Origin of the sequence: Pseudomonas sp. AL03, from assembly GCF_029960815.1 — a bacterium.
GTDB lineage: Bacteria > Pseudomonadota > Gammaproteobacteria > Pseudomonadales > Pseudomonadaceae > Aquipseudomonas.
Window position 1 is genome coordinate 15,852 of sequence record NZ_JASBRE010000008.1, and the last position, 16,415, is coordinate 32,266.

12 protein-coding genes are annotated in these 16,415 nt (G+C 59.3%); 6 read left to right on the forward strand and 6 right to left on the reverse strand.

The window, feature by feature from the left end; all coding sequences use genetic code 11:
• Positions 1 to 152 precede the first annotated feature (152 nt).
• Entirely contained in the window at positions 153 to 1,451 is a 1,299-nt protein-coding gene (locus QK293_RS10110; protein ID WP_282377081.1) for a mechanosensitive ion channel family protein, read from the forward strand.
• 110 nt (positions 1,452 to 1,561) lie between these two features.
• Here QK293_RS10110 and QK293_RS10115 read toward each other — a convergent pair whose 3' ends face one another.
• From QK293_RS10115 to QK293_RS10125, 3 genes are all read right to left on the reverse strand, one after another.
• Positions 1,562 to 2,428: a carboxylate/amino acid/amine transporter gene (locus QK293_RS10115; protein WP_282377083.1), complete on the reverse strand. Its 867-nt coding sequence runs from the start codon at positions 2,426 to 2,428 to the stop codon at positions 1,562 to 1,564.
• A gap of 210 nt (positions 2,429 to 2,638) precedes the next feature.
• Positions 2,639 to 3,238 carry an FMN-dependent NADH-azoreductase gene (locus tag QK293_RS10120; protein WP_282377085.1) on the reverse strand — a complete coding sequence of 200 codons (600 nt, stop codon included), beginning with the start codon at positions 3,236 to 3,238 and terminating at the stop codon, positions 2,639 to 2,641.
• A 150-nt stretch (positions 3,239 to 3,388) separates the two neighbouring features.
• Positions 3,389 to 3,718, reverse strand: a complete 330-nt coding sequence (locus tag QK293_RS10125) for a 3-phosphoglycerate kinase (RefSeq protein WP_282377086.1) — start codon at positions 3,716 to 3,718, stop codon at positions 3,389 to 3,391.
• Between the two features lie 48 nt (positions 3,719 to 3,766).
• On the opposite strand from QK293_RS10125, the gene QK293_RS10130 reads away from it, so the two are divergent.
• From QK293_RS10130 to QK293_RS10145, 4 genes are all read left to right on the forward strand, one after another.
• Positions 3,767 to 4,690: a LysR family transcriptional regulator gene (locus tag QK293_RS10130; RefSeq protein WP_033056127.1), complete on the forward strand. Its 924-nt coding sequence runs from the start codon at positions 3,767 to 3,769 to the stop codon at positions 4,688 to 4,690.
• A gap of 14 nt (positions 4,691 to 4,704) precedes the next feature.
• On the forward strand, positions 4,705 to 5,520 hold the full coding sequence (locus tag QK293_RS10135; RefSeq protein ID WP_282377087.1) for an alpha/beta hydrolase: 816 nt from the start codon (positions 4,705 to 4,707) through the stop codon (positions 5,518 to 5,520).
• Entirely contained in the window at positions 5,514 to 6,071 is a 558-nt protein-coding gene (locus QK293_RS10140) for a peptidylprolyl isomerase (RefSeq protein ID WP_282377088.1), read from the forward strand. The genes QK293_RS10135 and QK293_RS10140 overlap by 7 nt, the downstream gene beginning before the upstream one ends.
• 82 nt (positions 6,072 to 6,153) lie before the next feature.
• Positions 6,154 to 7,986 (forward strand): ABC transporter ATP-binding protein, encoded by a 1,833-nt coding sequence (locus QK293_RS10145; protein ID WP_282377090.1) that lies wholly within the window; start codon positions 6,154 to 6,156, stop codon positions 7,984 to 7,986.
• A 238-nt stretch (positions 7,987 to 8,224) separates the two neighbouring features.
• Here QK293_RS10145 and QK293_RS10150 read toward each other — a convergent pair whose 3' ends face one another.
• On the reverse strand, positions 8,225 to 9,349 hold the full coding sequence (locus QK293_RS10150) for a GNAT family N-acetyltransferase (protein WP_282377092.1): 1,125 nt from the start codon (positions 9,347 to 9,349) through the stop codon (positions 8,225 to 8,227).
• 282 nt (positions 9,350 to 9,631) lie between these two features.
• Here QK293_RS10150 and QK293_RS10155 point away from each other — a divergent pair, with 282 nt between their 5' ends.
• Positions 9,632 to 10,945, forward strand: coding sequence for a putative porin (locus QK293_RS10155; protein WP_282377094.1), 1,314 nt, complete (start codon positions 9,632 to 9,634; stop codon positions 10,943 to 10,945).
• 154 nt (positions 10,946 to 11,099) lie between these two features.
• Here the strand turns inward: QK293_RS10155 and QK293_RS10160 are convergent, their stop codons facing one another.
• Complete coding sequence (locus QK293_RS10160) at positions 11,100 to 12,221, reverse strand: beta-ketoacyl-ACP synthase III (RefSeq protein WP_282377097.1); 1,122 nt, start codon at positions 12,219 to 12,221, stop codon at positions 11,100 to 11,102.
• Positions 12,222 to 12,427: 206 nt separating this feature from the next.
• Positions 12,428 to 16,339 (reverse strand): ATP-dependent RNA helicase HrpA, encoded by a 3,912-nt coding sequence (gene hrpA, locus QK293_RS10165; protein ID WP_282377099.1) that lies wholly within the window; start codon positions 16,337 to 16,339, stop codon positions 12,428 to 12,430.
• Positions 16,340 to 16,415 lie beyond the last annotated feature (76 nt).

Genomic DNA, 16,415 nt, shown 5'->3' on the forward strand with positions numbered 1-16,415 from the left:
GTAACGGTTTCGAGCGCTAAGGCCGAGTTTCTTTATACAAACGGCGCTAAACAGTGGTTTTTTTGTTGCGTCTTTTGTCCCAAAACGTCATCCAAAGCGTCTTAAATGCTCTAATCGCCCCGTCGCGTCCTATAGAAGAAGCATTTTCGCCCATGGATATCAAACAGCTCTGGCTCAACGTCCAAGACCTTTGGGGTGCGCTCGATCAGCACCCGCTCCTGCATTCCAGCCTGGCGCTGATGGTGTTGCTGGTGATTGCGCTGGTCCTCGGACGAGTGGCGCGCTACCTCATTCTTCATGCGACCAAAATGCTTGGCCGCCAACCGGCGCTGCACTGGGTCAACGATTTACGCCACAACAAGGTGTTTCATCGCCTGGCGCAGATGACGCCGTCGCTGGTGATTCAGTTCGGCCTGCACCTGGTGCCGGAGTTGGGCAAGACCAGCCTGATCTTCCTTGGCAATGTGGCGCTGGCGTTCACCATTCTATTTCTGGTGCTGGCCATCAGCGCCGTGCTCAACGCCCTGCTGGACATCTATGCGCGCACTGAGCATGCCCGCACCCGCTCGATCAAAGGCTACGTGCAACTGGCGAAAATGGTCTTGTACGTGTTTGGCGCGATTATCATTGTCGCGACGCTGATCGATCGTTCGCCGCTGTTGTTGCTGTCGGGTCTGGGCGCCATGTCGGCGGTGATTTTGTTGGTTTACAAGGACACCCTGCTGTCGTTCGTCGCCAGTGTGCAGTTGACCAGCAACGACATGCTGCGGGTCGGCGACTGGATCGAGATGCCGCAAGTCGGCGCCGACGGTGACGTGGTCGACATCACGCTGCACACGGTCAAGGTGCAGAATTTCGACAAGACCATCGTTTCGATTCCGACCTGGCGCCTGATGTCCGAGTCGTTCAAGAACTGGCGCGGCATGCAGCAATCTGGTGGGCGTCGGATCAAGCGCAGCCTGTTCATCGACGCCAGCGGCGTGCGGTTTGTGCGTGATGACGAAGAGTCAAAACTGGCCCAGGTACACTTGCTGACCGACTATATCAGCCGCAAGCAGGCTGAACTCAAGGCCTGGAACGAAGCCCAGGGCAATGTGGCGGCGATGTCGGCCAACCGTCGGCGGATGACCAATATCGGGACTTTCCGCGCCTATGCGCTGGCGTATTTGAAGAGTCACCCGGAGGTCCAGCCGAACATGACCTGCATGGTTCGGCAAATGCAGGCCACGGCCCAGGGTATTCCGCTGGAAATTTACTGCTTTACTCGCACTACGGCGTGGGCCGATTACGAGCGGATTCAGGGGGATATTTTTGATTACTTGCTGGCGGTGTTGCCGGAGTTTGGCTTGAGCCTTTATCAGCAACCGAGCGGCGGTGACCTGAGGGCCGGGTTGCTTCCGGCAGTGCTCGGCGCGAGCCACATCCCTGAACCCGAAAAACACATCATGTAGCACCACATATCCCTGTAGGAGCGAGGCTTGCCCGCGAAGGCGGTGTGTCAGGCAACATCGTCGCCGACTGACACACCGCCTTCGCGGGCAAGCCTCGCTCCTACAGGGGTTTAGTGTGTGGTTATCGATTGGCGTACACCCAACCGGCTGATCCACACCGCCATCAGAATCACCACCCCACCCAGGAACAACCGCCCCAGCGCTTCATGCTGATTCCAGATCAGCAGATTGATCAGCAACCCCACCGGCACATGCAGGTTGTTCATCACCGCGAGCGTCCCGCCATTCACCAGGCACGCGCCCTTGTTCCACCAGTACAACCCGAGCGCAGTCGAGACCAGGCCGAGGAACACCAGCACGCCCCATTGCAGCGGTGCTTCGGGCAGGAAGTTCTGTTTGCCGAACAGCAGAAACGCTGGCAACGCCACTGCCAATGCGCCGAGATAGAAGTAACCGAAGCGCCGATAATGCGGTAGATCGCTCGGATGACGGGCGACCAGATGCTTGTAGAGCACCTGCCCGGCGGCGTAGGTGAAGTTGGCCAGTTGCAGCAGCAGAAACCCCATGAAGAAATCCGGGTTGATCCGGTCATAGCGAATCACCGCCGCGCCCATCACCGCCACCAATGCGGCGATCAATGCCCATGGGTTGAAGCGCCGGTTCAGCGCGTCTTCGATCAAGGTCACGTGCAGCGGCGTGAGGATGGTGAACAGCAACACCTCCGGCACTGTCAGCACCCGAAAGCTCAGGTACAGGCAGACGTACGTCACGCCGAACTGCAACGCGCCGATCAGCAGCATGCCGCGCATGAATGCCGGTTCAACCGAACGCCAGCGAGTCAACGGAATGAACACCAGCCCCGCCAGCACCACTCGCACCAGCACCGCAAAGTAACTGTCGACATGACCGGCCAGGTATTCGCCGATCAGACTGAAGGAAAACGCCTGAATCAGCGTGACAAAAAGTAGATAGCCCATGCTCGCCTCATTTCGAATGGCGGCGACGATAGCGGTTTTTGCTAGCCATCACTAAATCCCAGGCAAAAAAAAGCCCGATCTCGCTAAAGCGTTCAATCGGGCTACAGCACTCAGGAGCAACAAGTGCAAAGGGAGGTTCGATGCGCGTAAAGCCTTGAAGAGGTTCGCCAGGTCACTTGAACATCAAGGGATTATCTGGCGATTAAAGCCTCAGGCGACCTGGGCCAGCTTGGCGTTGGCCTGGCTCAGTCCCTTCTCCTGGAAGTCGCCGCCCAGGTTCATGCCTTCGGCGTGAATAAAGGTCACGTCGTGGATCCCGATGAAGCCCATGACCTGACGCAGGTACGGTTCCTGGTGATCCGCGGTGCTGCCGGCGTAGATCCCGCCGCGAGCAGTCAACACATAGGCACGCTTGCCGCTGAGCAGACCTTGTGGGCCGGTGTCGGTGTACTTGAAGGTCACGCCGGCACGCAGCACGTGGTCGAGCCAGGCTTTCAACGTGCTGGGGATCGCGAAGTTGTACATCGGCGCAGCCATGACCAGCACATCGGCGGCCAGCAGTTCGTCGGTCAGCTGGTTGGAGCGTTCCAGGGAAGCCTGTTCGATGTCATTGCGTTGTTCAGCAGGTTTCATCCAGCCGCCCAGCAGGTTGATGTCCAGGTGCGGCACCGGGTTGACGGCCAGGTCACGCACGGTGATCGGGTCGGCCGGGTGAGCGGCTTTCCACTGGCTGATGAAGGTCTGGGTCAGTTGACGGGAAACCGAGTCTTGCTGACGGGCGCTGCTTTCGATGATCAGAACACGTGACATGGGATGTAGGCTCCATCTGAGAATGCTGTAAGGCGATGGAGTGAAGGTTAAACAGAACTATATCGATGAAAAAGCGCAAGTAACTGCTATAAATCATCGATAAATTTGTTTATAAGCGGAGCGTACCCGGCGAGTGTGCTCCGCGTTGTGTCATTTTGGGGTGCAGGTCAGTTTGATACGCATCTTGATGATGGTCCGGGTGAACTTGGCGGTGGCATTTTTGTGTTTGCCTGCGGCCACTTCAATCTTGCGGGTGCGCGGTGCTTCCGGGCCGTTGTTGAAAACCACCGTACAAGACGCATCGGTGGTGCCGTAGTTGTTCACCTGAATGGAAGCAATGTCGCTATCTGTGTCATACGCGTTGTAGTCGATGCTCAAGCCATTCAGCTGTTTTTGAACATCGATTGGATAGGCAAAGGCCGTCAGCGGCAACATCACCAGCAGCACACAACCCGACACCACACAACAAAGCTTTTTCATTCAGCAGTCTCCAATAAGGACTGCCAGCTTAGACAAGAGGAGCTATTCATGAAAGCGCCCCGCGTGACCCTTGATCAATGGCGAACGTTACAGGCCGTGGTCGACCACGGCGGTTTCGCCCAGGCCGCCGAAGCGCTGCACCGCTCGCAATCGTCGGTGAGCTACACCGTGGCGCGCATGCAGGACCAGCTCGGCGTGCCGCTGTTGCGCATCGACGGCCGCAAAGCGGTGCTGACCGAAGCCGGCGGGGTGCTGCTGCGCCGTTCCCGGCAACTGGTGAAACAGGCCAGTCAGCTGGAAGACCTGGCCCATCACATGGAACAAGGCTGGGAAGCGGAAGTGCGGCTGGTAGTCGACGCTGCGTACCCGAGCGCCCGCCTCGTCCGCGCCTTGACCGCGTTCATGCCGCAAAGCCGTGGCTGCCGGGTGCGTCTGCGTGAAGAGGTGTTGTCGGGCGTTGAAGAAGTACTGCTCGAAGGCGTGGCCGACCTGGCCATCAGTGGTTTCAGCATCCCGGGTTACCTGGGCGCGGAATTGAGCGACGTCGAGTTCGTCGCGGTCGCCCATCCCGAGCATCCCTTGCATCGCCTTAATCGCGAACTGAATTTCCAGGACCTGGAAAGCCAGTTGCAAGTGGTCATCCGCGACTCCGGTCGCCAGCAGCCACGGGACGTTGGCTGGCTCGGCGCGGAACAGCGCTGGACCGTCGGCAGCCTCGCCACCGCCGCGACTTTTGTCAGCAGCGGCCTGGGTTTCGCCTGGTTGCCTCGGCACATGATCGAACGAGAACTCAAGGAAGGTCTGCTCAAGCTGCTACCGTTGGACCAGGGTGGCAGCCGCAACCCGAGCTTCTACCTGTACTCAAACAAGGACAAACCCTTGGGTCCGGCCACGCAGATTCTCATCGAACTGCTGCGCACTTTCGACACCGCGCCGCTGGATGCACCGTTCGCCGCCCCTGAACAAGCCTGACACGGAGTGTAAACATGGCCTATTTCGAACATGAAGGTTGCAACCTGCACTATGAGGAATATGGCCACGGCACGCCGTTGCTGTTGGTTCACGGGCTGGGTTCCAGCACCCTGGACTGGGAACAGCAGATCCCGGCGCTGTCGGCCCGCTACCGGGTGATCGTCCCGGATGTGCGTGGCCACGGTCGCTCCGACAAACCCCGTGAGCGCTACAGCATCGCCGGGTTCAGCGCCGACCTGATCGCCCTGATCGAACATCTGAACCTGGGCCCCACTCATTACGTGGGCTTGTCCATGGGCGGCATGATCGGTTTTCAACTGGCCGTGGATCAGCCGCAACTGCTCAAAAGCCTGTGCATCGTCAACAGCGCGCCCGAGGTCAAACTGCGCAGCCGCGACGACTATTGGCAGTGGTTCAAGCGCTGGAGCCTGATGCGCGTCCTCAGCCTGGGCGCTATCGGCAAGGCTCTGGGCGCCAAGCTGTTCCCTAAACCGGAACAGGCTGATTTGCGACAAAAGATGGCCGAGCGCTGGGCAAAAAACGACAAACATGCTTATCTCGCCAGCTTCGACGCGATCGTTGGTTGGGGTGTTCAGGAACGACTTTCGAAGGTCTCCTGTCCAACCCTTATCGTCAGCGCCGACCGTGACTACACACCGGTCTCGCTGAAAGAGGCCTACATAAAACTGCTGCCCGATGCGCGGCTGGTGGTGATCGCCGATTCGCGCCACGCCACCCCGCTCGATCAACCCGAACGCTTCAACCAAACCCTGCTCGAGTTTCTCACCGCAGTCGACACCACCCCACTCAGGATCACTGACCCATGCTGAAAAAAATCGCCCTCGTCGCTGGCACCGTTCTGTTTGCCGCCAACCTGATGGCCGCAACGCCCGCCAAGGCGCCGCACGTGTTGCTGGAAACCACCAACGGCCAGATCGAAATCGAACTGGACCCGGTCAAGGCCCCGATCAGTACCAAGAACTTCCTTGATTACGTCAACAGCGGCTTCTACAACAACACGATTTTCCACCGTGTAATTCCTGGCTTCATGGTCCAGGGCGGCGGTTTTACTCAACAAATGCAGCAGAAAGAAACCAAGGCACCGATCAAGAACGAGTCCAAAAACGGTCTGCATAACGTCCGTGGCACGCTGTCCATGGCCCGCACCTCTAACCCTGATTCGGCCACGAGCCAGTTCTTCGTCAACGTCAAAGACAACGACTTCCTCGACCAGGGCGACGGCTATGCCGTGTTCGGTAAAGTCGTGAAAGGCATGGACGTGGTGGACGTGATCGTCAACTCGCAAACCACCACCCGTGGCGGCATGAAAGATGTGCCAGCCGACCCTGTGTTCATCAAGTCGGCCAAAGTCATCGACTAAGCTGCACAGGGAGTCTTGAGCGGCTGCCGGAGTGCGCCGCTCACACTGTTCAAAGGAGAGCCCGTGCGCGGGCGGAGAACTGATGCTTTATCGCCGTTTTGAGAAACTGATCGACATTTTCCGCGATGCCCCGACGGCCGCTCCGCCGGATCGGGTTCTCCCTTTTTATACCTATTATCTGAAGCAGGTCTGGCCGAGTTTCGCCGTCCTGCTGATCGTCGGCCTGTTCGGCGCGCTGATCGAAGTGGCGCTGTTCAGCTACCTGAGCCGCATCATCGACCTGACCCAAGGCACGCCTAACGTCGATTTCTTCAAGGAACACGGCATCGAGCTGGCCTGGATGGCGGTGGTAGCCCTGATTTTTCGGCCGATTTTTGTTGGCCTGCATGACTTGCTGGTGCACCAGACCCTGAGCCCCAGCATGACCAGCCTGATCCGCTGGCAGAATCACAGTTATGTGCTTAAACAGAGCCTGAATTTTTTCCAGAACGACTTTGCCGGGCGCATCGCCCAACGCATCATGCAGACCGGCAACTCGCTGCGCGATTCCGCCGTGCAAGCAGTGGACGCGCTGTGGCATGTGCTCATCTACGCGATCAGTTCGCTGGTGCTGTTCGCCGAAGCCGACTGGCGCCTGATGATCCCGCTACTGACCTGGATCGTCGCCTTCATCAGTGCCCTTTACTACTTCGTGCCACGGGTCAAGGAACGCTCGGTCGTGTCCTCCGATGCGCGCTCAAAACTTATGGGGCGGATTGTCGATGGTTACACCAACATCACCACGCTGAAGCTGTTCGCCCACACCAACTTCGAGCAGCAATACGCTCGCGAAGCGATCAAGGAACAAACCGAAAAAGCCCAACTGGCCGGCCGGGTGGTCACCAGCATGGACGTGGTCATCACCAGCATGAACGGCTTGCTGATCGTCGGCACCACCGGCCTGGCGCTGTGGCTGTGGACGCAGTCGCTGATCACCGTAGGCGCCATTGCCCTGGCCACCGGCCTGGTGATCCGCATCGTCAACATGTCCGGCTGGATCATGTGGGTGGTCACCGGGATTTTCGAAAACATCGGCATGGTCCAGGACGGTTTGCAGACCATTTCTCAACCGGTCAGCATCACCGACCGCGAGCAGGCCAAACCGCTGGCGGTCACCCGTGGCGAAGTGCGTTTCGAGCACGTGGATTTCCACTACGGCAAGAAGAGCGGGATCATCGGCGACCTCAATCTGACCATCAAGCCTGGCGAGAAAATCGGCCTGATCGGTCCTTCCGGTGCCGGCAAATCGACCCTGGTCAACCTGCTGCTGCGCCTCTATGACGTGGAGGGCGGTGGCATCCTCATCGACGGGCAGAACATTGCTGAAGTCGGCCAGGAAAGCCTGCGCGAGCGCATCGGCATGATCACCCAGGACACGTCCCTGCTGCATCGCTCGATCCGCGACAATTTGCTTTACGGCAAACCCGACGCCACCGACGCCGAACTTTGGGAAGCGGCACACAAGGCCCGAGCCGACGCGTTCATCCCGTTGTTGTCGGACGCCGAAGGCCGCACCGGTTTCGATGCCCATGTCGGTGAACGCGGCGTGAAACTCTCCGGCGGCCAGCGCCAGCGGATTGCGATTGCTCGCGTGCTGCTCAAGGACGCGCCGATCCTGATCATGGACGAGGCGACCTCGGCGCTGGACTCGGAGGTCGAAGCGGCGATCCAGGAAAGCCTCGAAACCCTGATGCAGGGCAAAACCGTGATCGCCATCGCCCACCGGCTGTCGACCATCGCCCGAATGGACCGACTGGTGGTGCTGGAAAACGGCAAGATCGCCGAAACCGGCAGCCACGCCGAACTGCTGGCCCGTGGCGGGTTGTATGCGCGGTTGTGGCAGCATCAAACCGGTGGGTTTGTCGGGATCGACTAAATTTGTCGGTTGCCGAGATCCTTGTAGCAGCTGGCGCAGCCTGCGTTCGGCTGCGAAGCAGTCGCAAAATCCTATAACGCGGTGTTTCAGGCATAACGCATCTGCTGAATTAACGACTGCTGCGCAGCCGAACGCAGGCTGCGCCAGCGGCTACATGGAGTTACTTCATTGGGAGGTTGCGGCAGTGCGGTCCTGGCCACGTCTTCTCCGCTGGGGATGCTAAAACCCGGAGCAAGGCTCAGTCTTGCCGATAAGGCAAGGCCGTCCTCGCTTCCTCGGCATACGCCAACACGCCAACGCGTTCCTGCTGCAGGAAGTCTTTGACGGCGGCTTTCAGGCCAGGATGACGCAAGTAGTGCCATGAATGAGTGATCACAGGTTCAAACCCGCGAATCAACTTGTGCTCGCCTTGGGCGCCGGCATCGAATCGCTGGAAACCATTGGCAATCGCGTAGTCCATGCCTTGATAGAAACAGGTCTCAAAGTGCAGGCGGTCGAACTCTGCCAGACACCCCCAGTAACGCCCGTAAAAACTGTCTCCGCCCACCAGACTGAAAGCCATCGCGACTGGGCGTGAACCTTGTTTGGCCAACACCACACGAATCGACTCCGGCATGCGCTCGGCCAACAGGCTGAAAAACTCCCGCGTCAGATAAGGCCTTTGCCGACGCACTGCGTAGGTGTTGACGTAGCAGGCATACACAAAATCCCACTGCGCTTGATCGAGTTGCCTACCTTCGAGCCATTCGAAATCAATGCCATGCCCCGCCACTTGTTCGCGTTCCTTGCGCATCTGTTTGCGCTTGCGCGAACTGAGGACGTCGAGGAAGTCTTGAAAGTCCCGATACCCGCGATTCTGCCAGTGGTACTGACAGCCGATTCGCTGCAACCAGCCCGGCTGCTCGGCCAATGCTGCGTCGGTGAAAGGATCGGTGAAGTTGATGTGGGCACTGGAAAGTTGTTCGATCTCAAGGTAGCCGGGCAGGCTTTTCAACAGTTCGAATCCGTCCTTCAGAGTAGCTGCCAGCAAACGCGGGCCACTGACCGGACTGAACGGTACGGCAGTCAACAGTTTGGGGTAGTAATCGATACCGGCACGCTCACACGCGTCAGCCCAAGAATGATCGAACACGTACTCGCCGTAAGAATGCCATTTGCGGTAACTGGGCAGCGCGGCGATCAGACGATCGCCTTCGATGTGCAGCAAATGCTCGGGCTGCCATCCGGAATGGGGGCTAATGCTGGCGCTGTCTTCCAGCGCGCTCAGAAAAGCGTGACGCAAAAATGGCTGAGTATCGGGGACCAACGCATCCCACGTGTGCGGGGCGATTTCCGACAGGCTTTGCAGACGTTGCAACGGCATCACCATCCTCACTCTTCATGGCGTGAAAGCACCGCGAGTATCGCTTATCGCTTTGCATTGCACACGAGCAATTCGACGACAGCGCTCTAGCTCGATAGTTCGAGACGACTTTATATCGTCATCGAGATGCCATCACATTGCCACCGCCCTGTCATAAACCATCGCGATACTGGCGCCTGTTTTTAGAGCGTCGGGTTCTAGCCCGGCCACCGTTTTCCGCCCGTCAACGGTCGGTTGTGTCCTGGATGGCTCAGTCATCCCCTTTCATCTTCGGAGATTGATATGCGTCTTGCTTCCACGAAAACTGCGGCGGCCTTGTGTGGTGGCTTGCTGCTGGCCATGAGCGTTCCGGCCAGCGCCGCAGTCGACGCCAAACTGCTCGACATGCTCAAGGCAAACGGCTCGATTTCGCCTGCGCAGTACACCGAACTGCAAGCCGAGCTGGCCAGCGATCAGAAAGACCAGCAAATCGCCCGTCAGGCTCAGCGAGAGACCAACGAGCAGATCGCGGCGACCGCGAAGAAAACCAATGAACTGAGCACCTTCGACCAGAAACTGGCGTGGGCTGCCAAGACCCAGTTCAAGGGCGATGTTCGTTTCCGTCAGGAAACAGTCAAGAACGATGGTGTTTCCAACACTGGCGACCAGGACCGTCAACGCATTCGTGTGCGCCTGGGTGCCTACACCGAAATCAACCCGCAAGTCGACACCGGTATCCGGATCGCCACGGGCAGCGACAACGACTCGCGCTCCACCAACCAGAGCCTGGACAACAACTTCACCAAGAAGGATATCTGGCTGGACCAGGGCTACGTGGATTACCACCCTACGGCCATCAAGGACCTGCACTTGATCGGCGGCAAGATGCCGCAACCGTGGGTGAGCACCGGCGACATCATCTGGGATAGCGACATCAGCCCTGAAGGTCTGGCAGCAACCTACAAGCACGCGCTGGGCCCTGTCGAGATGTTCGGTAGCGCCGGTCACTACACGCTCAAGGACAACGTCGACGGCGAAGGCAAGCAGTTCCGTCATGACCTGCGTCTGTACGCGGGCCAGTTGGGCGCGCGTTTCGCGATCACCGACAACTTGAAAATGACTCTGGGCGGCAGTGTCTACGCTTACGACAACGACAACGACATCAACAATACGTGTGCCGCGGCAACATGCCGACTGGCCGTCAACGGCAACACTGCGAACGAACAGTTCAAACTGTACGAAGGCTTTGGTCAGCTCGACATCGGCGGCCTGCCAATGCCGCTGTCGCTTTACGGTCAAATCGTCACCAACGACGATGCCAGCAACGATCAGGACATGGGCTGGCTGGCTGGCGTCAAGACCAAGTTCTACGGCTTCGGAGTTGACTACAACTACCGCGACGTACAGCGTAACGCGGTGGTCGGCGCCTTCACCGACTCCGACTTCGCCAACGGTTTCACCGGTTCGCGCGGCAGCAAGCTGAAAGTGAGCTACGAGATCGACAAGAACTTCTCCCTCGGCGCGACGTACTTAATGGCTGACTCCGACTACACCAACGCCACCCTGCGGGATTCGAAAATCAACACCCTGCAACTGGATGCTGAAGCCAAGTTCTGATCCACGCTACACGGCTCGGGCAAGGAAGCCTGAGCTGCTTTACCAAACTCGCGTTGCTGTATCGGTCCCCATCATCCGTCCGATACAACAACGCGAGTTTTTTTGTCTGCGCAAAAAAAATCGTCCGAACTCGGACGATCTTTTTTTGACGAACTCAGCGCTTGCGCAGAATCACGCTACCAATCGAGTAACCGGCGCCGAAAGAGCTGAGTACGGCCAGCGAACCGGCGGCCAAATCATCCTGATGTTTGTGGAACGCAATCACGGAACCGGCGGAGCTGGTGTTGGCGTAGGTGTCGAGAATCACCGGAGCTTCTTCTTCAGTGGCTTCACGGCCCAGCAGTTTCTTGACGATCAGGTGGTTCATGCTGAGGTTGGCCTGATGCAGCCAGAAGCGTTTCACGTCGCTGATGTTGAGCGCGTTCTCTTCCAGGTGCGTTGCGATCAGCTCGGCGACCATCGGGCAGACATCGCGGAATACCTTGCGACCTTCCTGCACGAACAGTTTGTCCTTGGCACCGATGCCCTCTTCCGCCGCGCGATTAAGGAAGCCGAAGTTGTTGCGGATGTTGTTGGAGAACTTGGTCAGCAGCTTGGTGCTGACGACATCGAACTGGTGCTTGGACGTCGCCAGGTCGGCGCGTTCGATGACCACGGCAGTCGCGGCGTCACCGAAGATGAAGTGGCTGTCGCGGTCGCGGAAGTTCAGGTGACCGGTGCAGACTTCCGGGTTGACCATCAGGATCGCCCGGGCCTGGCCCAGTTGCACGCTGTTGGCGGCGGCCTGAATGCCGAAGGTTGCAGAGGAGCAGGCGACGTTCATGTCGAAACCGAAACCCTGAATGCCCAAGGCTTCTTGAACTTCGATGGCGATGGCCGGATAGGCCCGCTGCAGGTTGGAGCAGGCGACGATCACGCCGTCGATGTCCGCGGCGGTCTTGCCGGCGCGCTGCAAGGCTTGCTCGGCGGCGCCGATGGCCATTTGGCAAAGCACCGACCACTCGTCATTCGAGCGCTCCGGCAGGCGTGGCGCCATGCGTTGCGGGTCGAGAATGCCGTCCTTGTCCATGACAAAGCGGCTTTTGATGCCAGACGCTTTTTCGATAAACGCCGCGCTGGACTCGGTCAACGCTTCGATTTCGCCGCGCGCGATGGCGTCGGCATTGTCGGCGTTGAATTGCGCGACGTAAGCATTGAAAGACTGCACCAGCTCTTCGTTGGAGATGCTGTTGGCCGGGGTGTACAAGCCGGTGCCGCTGATGACGACGTTATGCATGGTCGTTTCTCTAATCTGGTCAGGCAGAAAGTAGTGGCACCGACGTACCAATACACAAAGAGTCTATTCCCCTCACGGGAAGCAAACCTGGCATCGCTTATTCCGATCCGCCCCGGCCTGTGAAGGCTCAAACTGCGGGGCCGGCGTTTATAGGCGCGAAGTTTGCCATAAACGCTGGGGTTTGGCCCCTTTTGCGAGATCGAAAACTACGGCTCGACTTGTGTCCATTGTTTGTTCAAACGCTTATCGGAAATCGGCACCTTGGTCCCCAATTGCTGGGCGAACAGCGAAACCCGGTATTCCTCAAGCCACCAGCGATAGAGTTCCAGTTGCGGATCGCGTTTGCCTTCCTGGGCGTGTTTTTTCGCGCGGGTCTGGTATTGCGTCCACAGGCCGGACAGTTCGCCGCTCCAGACCCGATCCCTCTGAACCTGAGCGCCGATTTTCTCGAAGCGCTGTTCGACAGCTTTCAGATAGCGCGGCAGCTCCTTGAGCCACTGCATCGGGGTTTCCCGTACAAAACCCGGATACACCAAATGACTGAGTTGCTGCTTGATGTCGTTCAAGGCCACGGCTTGCGCCAGGTCGATCTTGCCCTTGAAGCGTTTTTGCAGGCCGTGCCAGAGCTTGAGAATCTCCAGCGTCAGCTTCGCCAACCGTTCGGCGTGCTCAGTCCAGCCGCCGCGCTTGCGTTCGGCCAGTGACGCCAACCCGGCGCCATCACGCGGCAACGGGTCTTCACCGTCGAGAATACAACTGTCGAGGCTGGCCAGCAGGATGTCTTCCACCAAGGCATCGATGCGCCCCAATTCGCGGTACATCAAACCCAGTTCGGTCAGCCCCGGCAACTTGCCGCGCAGGAACTTCGCTGGCTCGGCCAGCTGCTGCATCAGTAGGCGCTGCAAGGCACGGCGATGCTGGAACTCGGCCTCGGCCGGGGTCGAGAAACGCCCTTCCTTGACCGTACCGCTTTCCTCCATCAGCGCCGGATAGACCGTCATCGACAACCCGGCGATCTTTTGCTGGGTTTTCTCGGCGACGGCGGCGAAGACTTTCGGCTCGACCGGTTGCTGGTTTTTTGCGGTTTGCGGTACGGCCAGCGCGGCCTGACTGGCTTCGGCAAAGCGTGCGGTCAGTTCCGCCAGATCACGTCCCTCACCGAGGAACTTGCCCTGGCCGTCGACGATTTCCAGGTTCATCCGCAGATGACTGTCGACCTGTTGCGACGCTTGCGCCCAGGCTTCATCGCTGACCCGCGCACCGGTCATGCGCAACAGTTCACGGCCCAACGCCTGCGGCAACGAGCCCTCGGCGAAGGTCATCCGCTGCAACGCGGCTTTGACGAAGTCCGGCACCGGCACGAAGTTCTTGCGCAGGGCTTTGGGCAGGTTGCGCACCAGCGCGATGCACTTGGCCTCGATGACGCCCAGCACCAGCCATTCCAGACGCTCCGGCGGCAGCATCGGCAACAACGGCGCTGGCACACGCAGGGTCACGCCATCGCGCGGGTGATTCGGTTCGAAGTGGTAACTCAGCGCCAACTCCAGATCACCGATGTGCAAGGTGTCCGGGTAATGCGTGGCGGTGACTTCACTGGCCTCGCGAGCCAGTACGTCTTCTTCGCGCATGATCAGCAGTTGCGGGTCTTTCTGGCTGTTGATTCGGTACCAGCTGTCGAACGTGGCGGTCTGGTGAATCTCTGCCGGCAGTCGCGCGTCGTAGAAGGCGAACATGGTTTCTTCGTCGGCCAGAATGTCGCGACGACGGGCCTTGGCTTCCAGTTCGTCGAGCTGCTCCAGCAACTGCGCATTGGCCGTCAGGCACTTGGCCTTGGACTGAATCTCGCCGCGCACAAGGCCTTCGCGAATGAAAAACTCACGAGACACCACAGGATCGATCGGCCCGTAATGCACCGGCCGGCGACCGACCACGATCAGCCCGAACAGGGTAATTTGCTCGAAGGCCACGACCTGACCGCGCTTCTTCTCCCAATGGGGTTCGAAATGGTTTTTCTTGATCAGGTGCCCGGCCAACGGTTCGATCCAGTCGGCGTCGATCTTGGCGACCATCCGCGCGTAAAGCTTGGTGGTTTCTACCAGCTCCGCAGCCATCAGCCATTGCGGGCGTTTCTTGCCGAGACCCGATGACGGGTGAATCCAGAAGCGCCGCTGTCGGGCGCCAAGGTAGTCGCCGTCTTCGGTTTTCTGGCCGATCTGGCTGAGCAGCCCCGAGAGCACGGCTTTGTGCAGTTTCGGGTAATCCGCTGGTTCCTTGTTGAGGCTCAACTGCATGTCGCGACAGATCAGGCTCAACTGGCGATGAGAGTCGCGCCATTCGCGCAGACGCAGGTAATTCAGGAAGTTCTTGCGGCACCAATTACGCAGCGGACTGGCGGTCAGGGCCTGGCGCTGTTCTTCGAAACCACGCCACAGATTGACCAGCCCGGCGAAGTCCGAGTCCACGTCTTTCCACTGAGCGTGCGCCTGATCCGCCGCTTGCTGACGCTCCGGCGGACGTTCGCGCGGGTCTTGAATCGACATGGCGCTGGCGACGATCAGCACTTCCTGCAAGCTGCCGAGTTTCGCCGCTTCCAGCAGCATGCGGCCCATGCGCGGGTCCACCGGCAACCGCGCCAACTGCCGACCCAGCGGGGTCAGCTGGCTGTTGCGGTCGACCGCCGAGAGTTCTTGCAACAGGTTGAAACCGTCGCTGATGGCCTTGCCATCCGGCGGCTCGATAAACGGGAAATCGGTGATCTCGCCGAGGCGCAGATGCAGCATCTGCAAAATCACCGCCGCGAGGTTGGTCCGCAGGATTTCCGGGTCGGTAAACTCCGGGCGACCGATGAAATCTTCTTCGCCATAGAGGCGGATGCAAATGCCCGGTTCAACCCGCCCGCAGCGACCTTTACGCTGGTTGGCGCTGGCCTGGGAAATCGCTTCGATGGGCAGACGCTGGACCTTGGCGCGGTAGCTGTAGCGGCTGATGCGCGCGGTGCCACTGTCGATCACGTAACGAATACCCGGCACCGTCAGCGAGGTTTCCGCGACGTTGGTCGCCAGGACCACGCGACGGCCTGGGTGCGACTGGAAAATCCGCTGCTGTTCGGCCGGCGACAAGCGTGCGTACAGCGGCAGAATCTCGGTGTGCTTGAGCTGAGCCTTGCGCAGCATGTCGGCGGCGTCGCGAATTTCGCGCTCGCCGGGCAGGAACACCAGCACATCGCCGGGGCTCTTGCGCTCGCTGCGTTCGAACGCGGCGATTTCGTCGAGGGTGGCGAGAATCGCCTGATCCACCGTCAAGTCATCCTCGACGCGGTTGCCCTCTTCGTCCTGCTCCAGGGTCAGCGGGCGATACCAGGTGTCCACCGGGAAGGTGCGGCCGGAGACTTCGACAATCGGCGCATCGTCGAAGTGCTTGGAAAAGCGCTCCAGGTCGATGGTCGCCGAGGTGATGATGACTTTCAGGTCCGGACGACGCGGCAGCAGGGTTTTCAGGTAACCGAGCAGGAAGTCGATGTTGAGGCTGCGCTCGTGGGCTTCGTCGACGATGATCGTGTCGTAGCGTTCGAGGTAGCGGTCGTTCTGGGTTTCCGCCAGCAGGATGCCGTCGGTCATCAGTTTGATCAGGGTGTTGGAATCGCTCTGGTCCTCGAACCGCACCTGGTAGCCGACCAGCGCGCCCAACGGCGTTGCCAGTTCTTCGGCAACCCGGCTGGCCACGCTGCGGGCGGCGATTCGACGCGGCTGGGTGTGGCCGATCAGGCCATGCTGGCCGCGACCGATTTCCAGGCAGATCTTAGGCAACTGGGTGGTTTTACCCGAACCGGTTTCACCGGCAATGATCAGCACCTGATGCTTGAGCAGTGCTTCTTTGATTTCGGCGCGTTTGGCGGCGATCGGCAGGCTGTCGTCGTATCGAATCACCGGCAGGCTGGCACGCCGCGCCAACACCTGATCACAGGACGCCTGCATGCGTGTCACCCACTGGGCCAGCTTGGCCTCATCAGGTTTTTTGCGCAGCTCAAGCAACTGCCGCCGCAGCCGGTGGCGGTCGGCGAGCATGGCGTGATCGAGGTTTTTCAGCAGTTTGTCGATTGAAGGCGATTCGTCAGTCATCTGGTACGCAATAAGTTGTCTGGTGGCGCAGGGGGCGGATTGTCGCAGATTTAAAGAACGAACGAGATCCCTGTAG

Bases quoted from the DNA above. Each gene is read 5' to 3' on its own strand.
- QK293_RS10120 (WP_282377085.1), bottom strand. From the start codon at position 3,238: ATGTCACGTGTTCTGATCATCGAAAGCAGCGCCCGTCAGCAAGACTCG.
- QK293_RS10125 (WP_282377086.1), bottom strand. From the start codon at position 3,718: ATGAAAAAGCTTTGTTGTGTGGTGTCGGGTTGTGTGCTGCTGGTGATG.
- QK293_RS10155 (WP_282377094.1), top strand. From the start codon at position 9,632: ATGCGTCTTGCTTCCACGAAAACTGCGGCGGCCTTGTGTGGTGGCTTG.
- QK293_RS10110 (WP_282377081.1), top strand. From the start codon at position 153: ATGGATATCAAACAGCTCTGGCTCAACGTCCAAGACCTTTGGGGTGCG.
- QK293_RS10160 (WP_282377097.1), bottom strand. From the start codon at position 12,221: ATGCATAACGTCGTCATCAGCGGCACCGGCTTGTACACCCCGGCCAAC.
- QK293_RS10150 (WP_282377092.1), bottom strand. From the start codon at position 9,349: ATGCCGTTGCAACGTCTGCAAAGCCTGTCGGAAATCGCCCCGCACACG.
- QK293_RS10140 (WP_282377088.1), top strand. From the start codon at position 5,514: ATGCTGAAAAAAATCGCCCTCGTCGCTGGCACCGTTCTGTTTGCCGCC.
- QK293_RS10145 (WP_282377090.1), top strand. From the start codon at position 6,154: ATGCTTTATCGCCGTTTTGAGAAACTGATCGACATTTTCCGCGATGCC.
- QK293_RS10130 (WP_033056127.1), top strand. From the start codon at position 3,767: ATGAAAGCGCCCCGCGTGACCCTTGATCAATGGCGAACGTTACAGGCC.
- QK293_RS10135 (WP_282377087.1), top strand. From the start codon at position 4,705: ATGGCCTATTTCGAACATGAAGGTTGCAACCTGCACTATGAGGAATAT.
- hrpA (WP_282377099.1), bottom strand. From the start codon at position 16,339: ATGACTGACGAATCGCCTTCAATCGACAAACTGCTGAAAAACCTCGAT.
- QK293_RS10115 (WP_282377083.1), bottom strand. From the start codon at position 2,428: ATGGGCTATCTACTTTTTGTCACGCTGATTCAGGCGTTTTCCTTCAGT.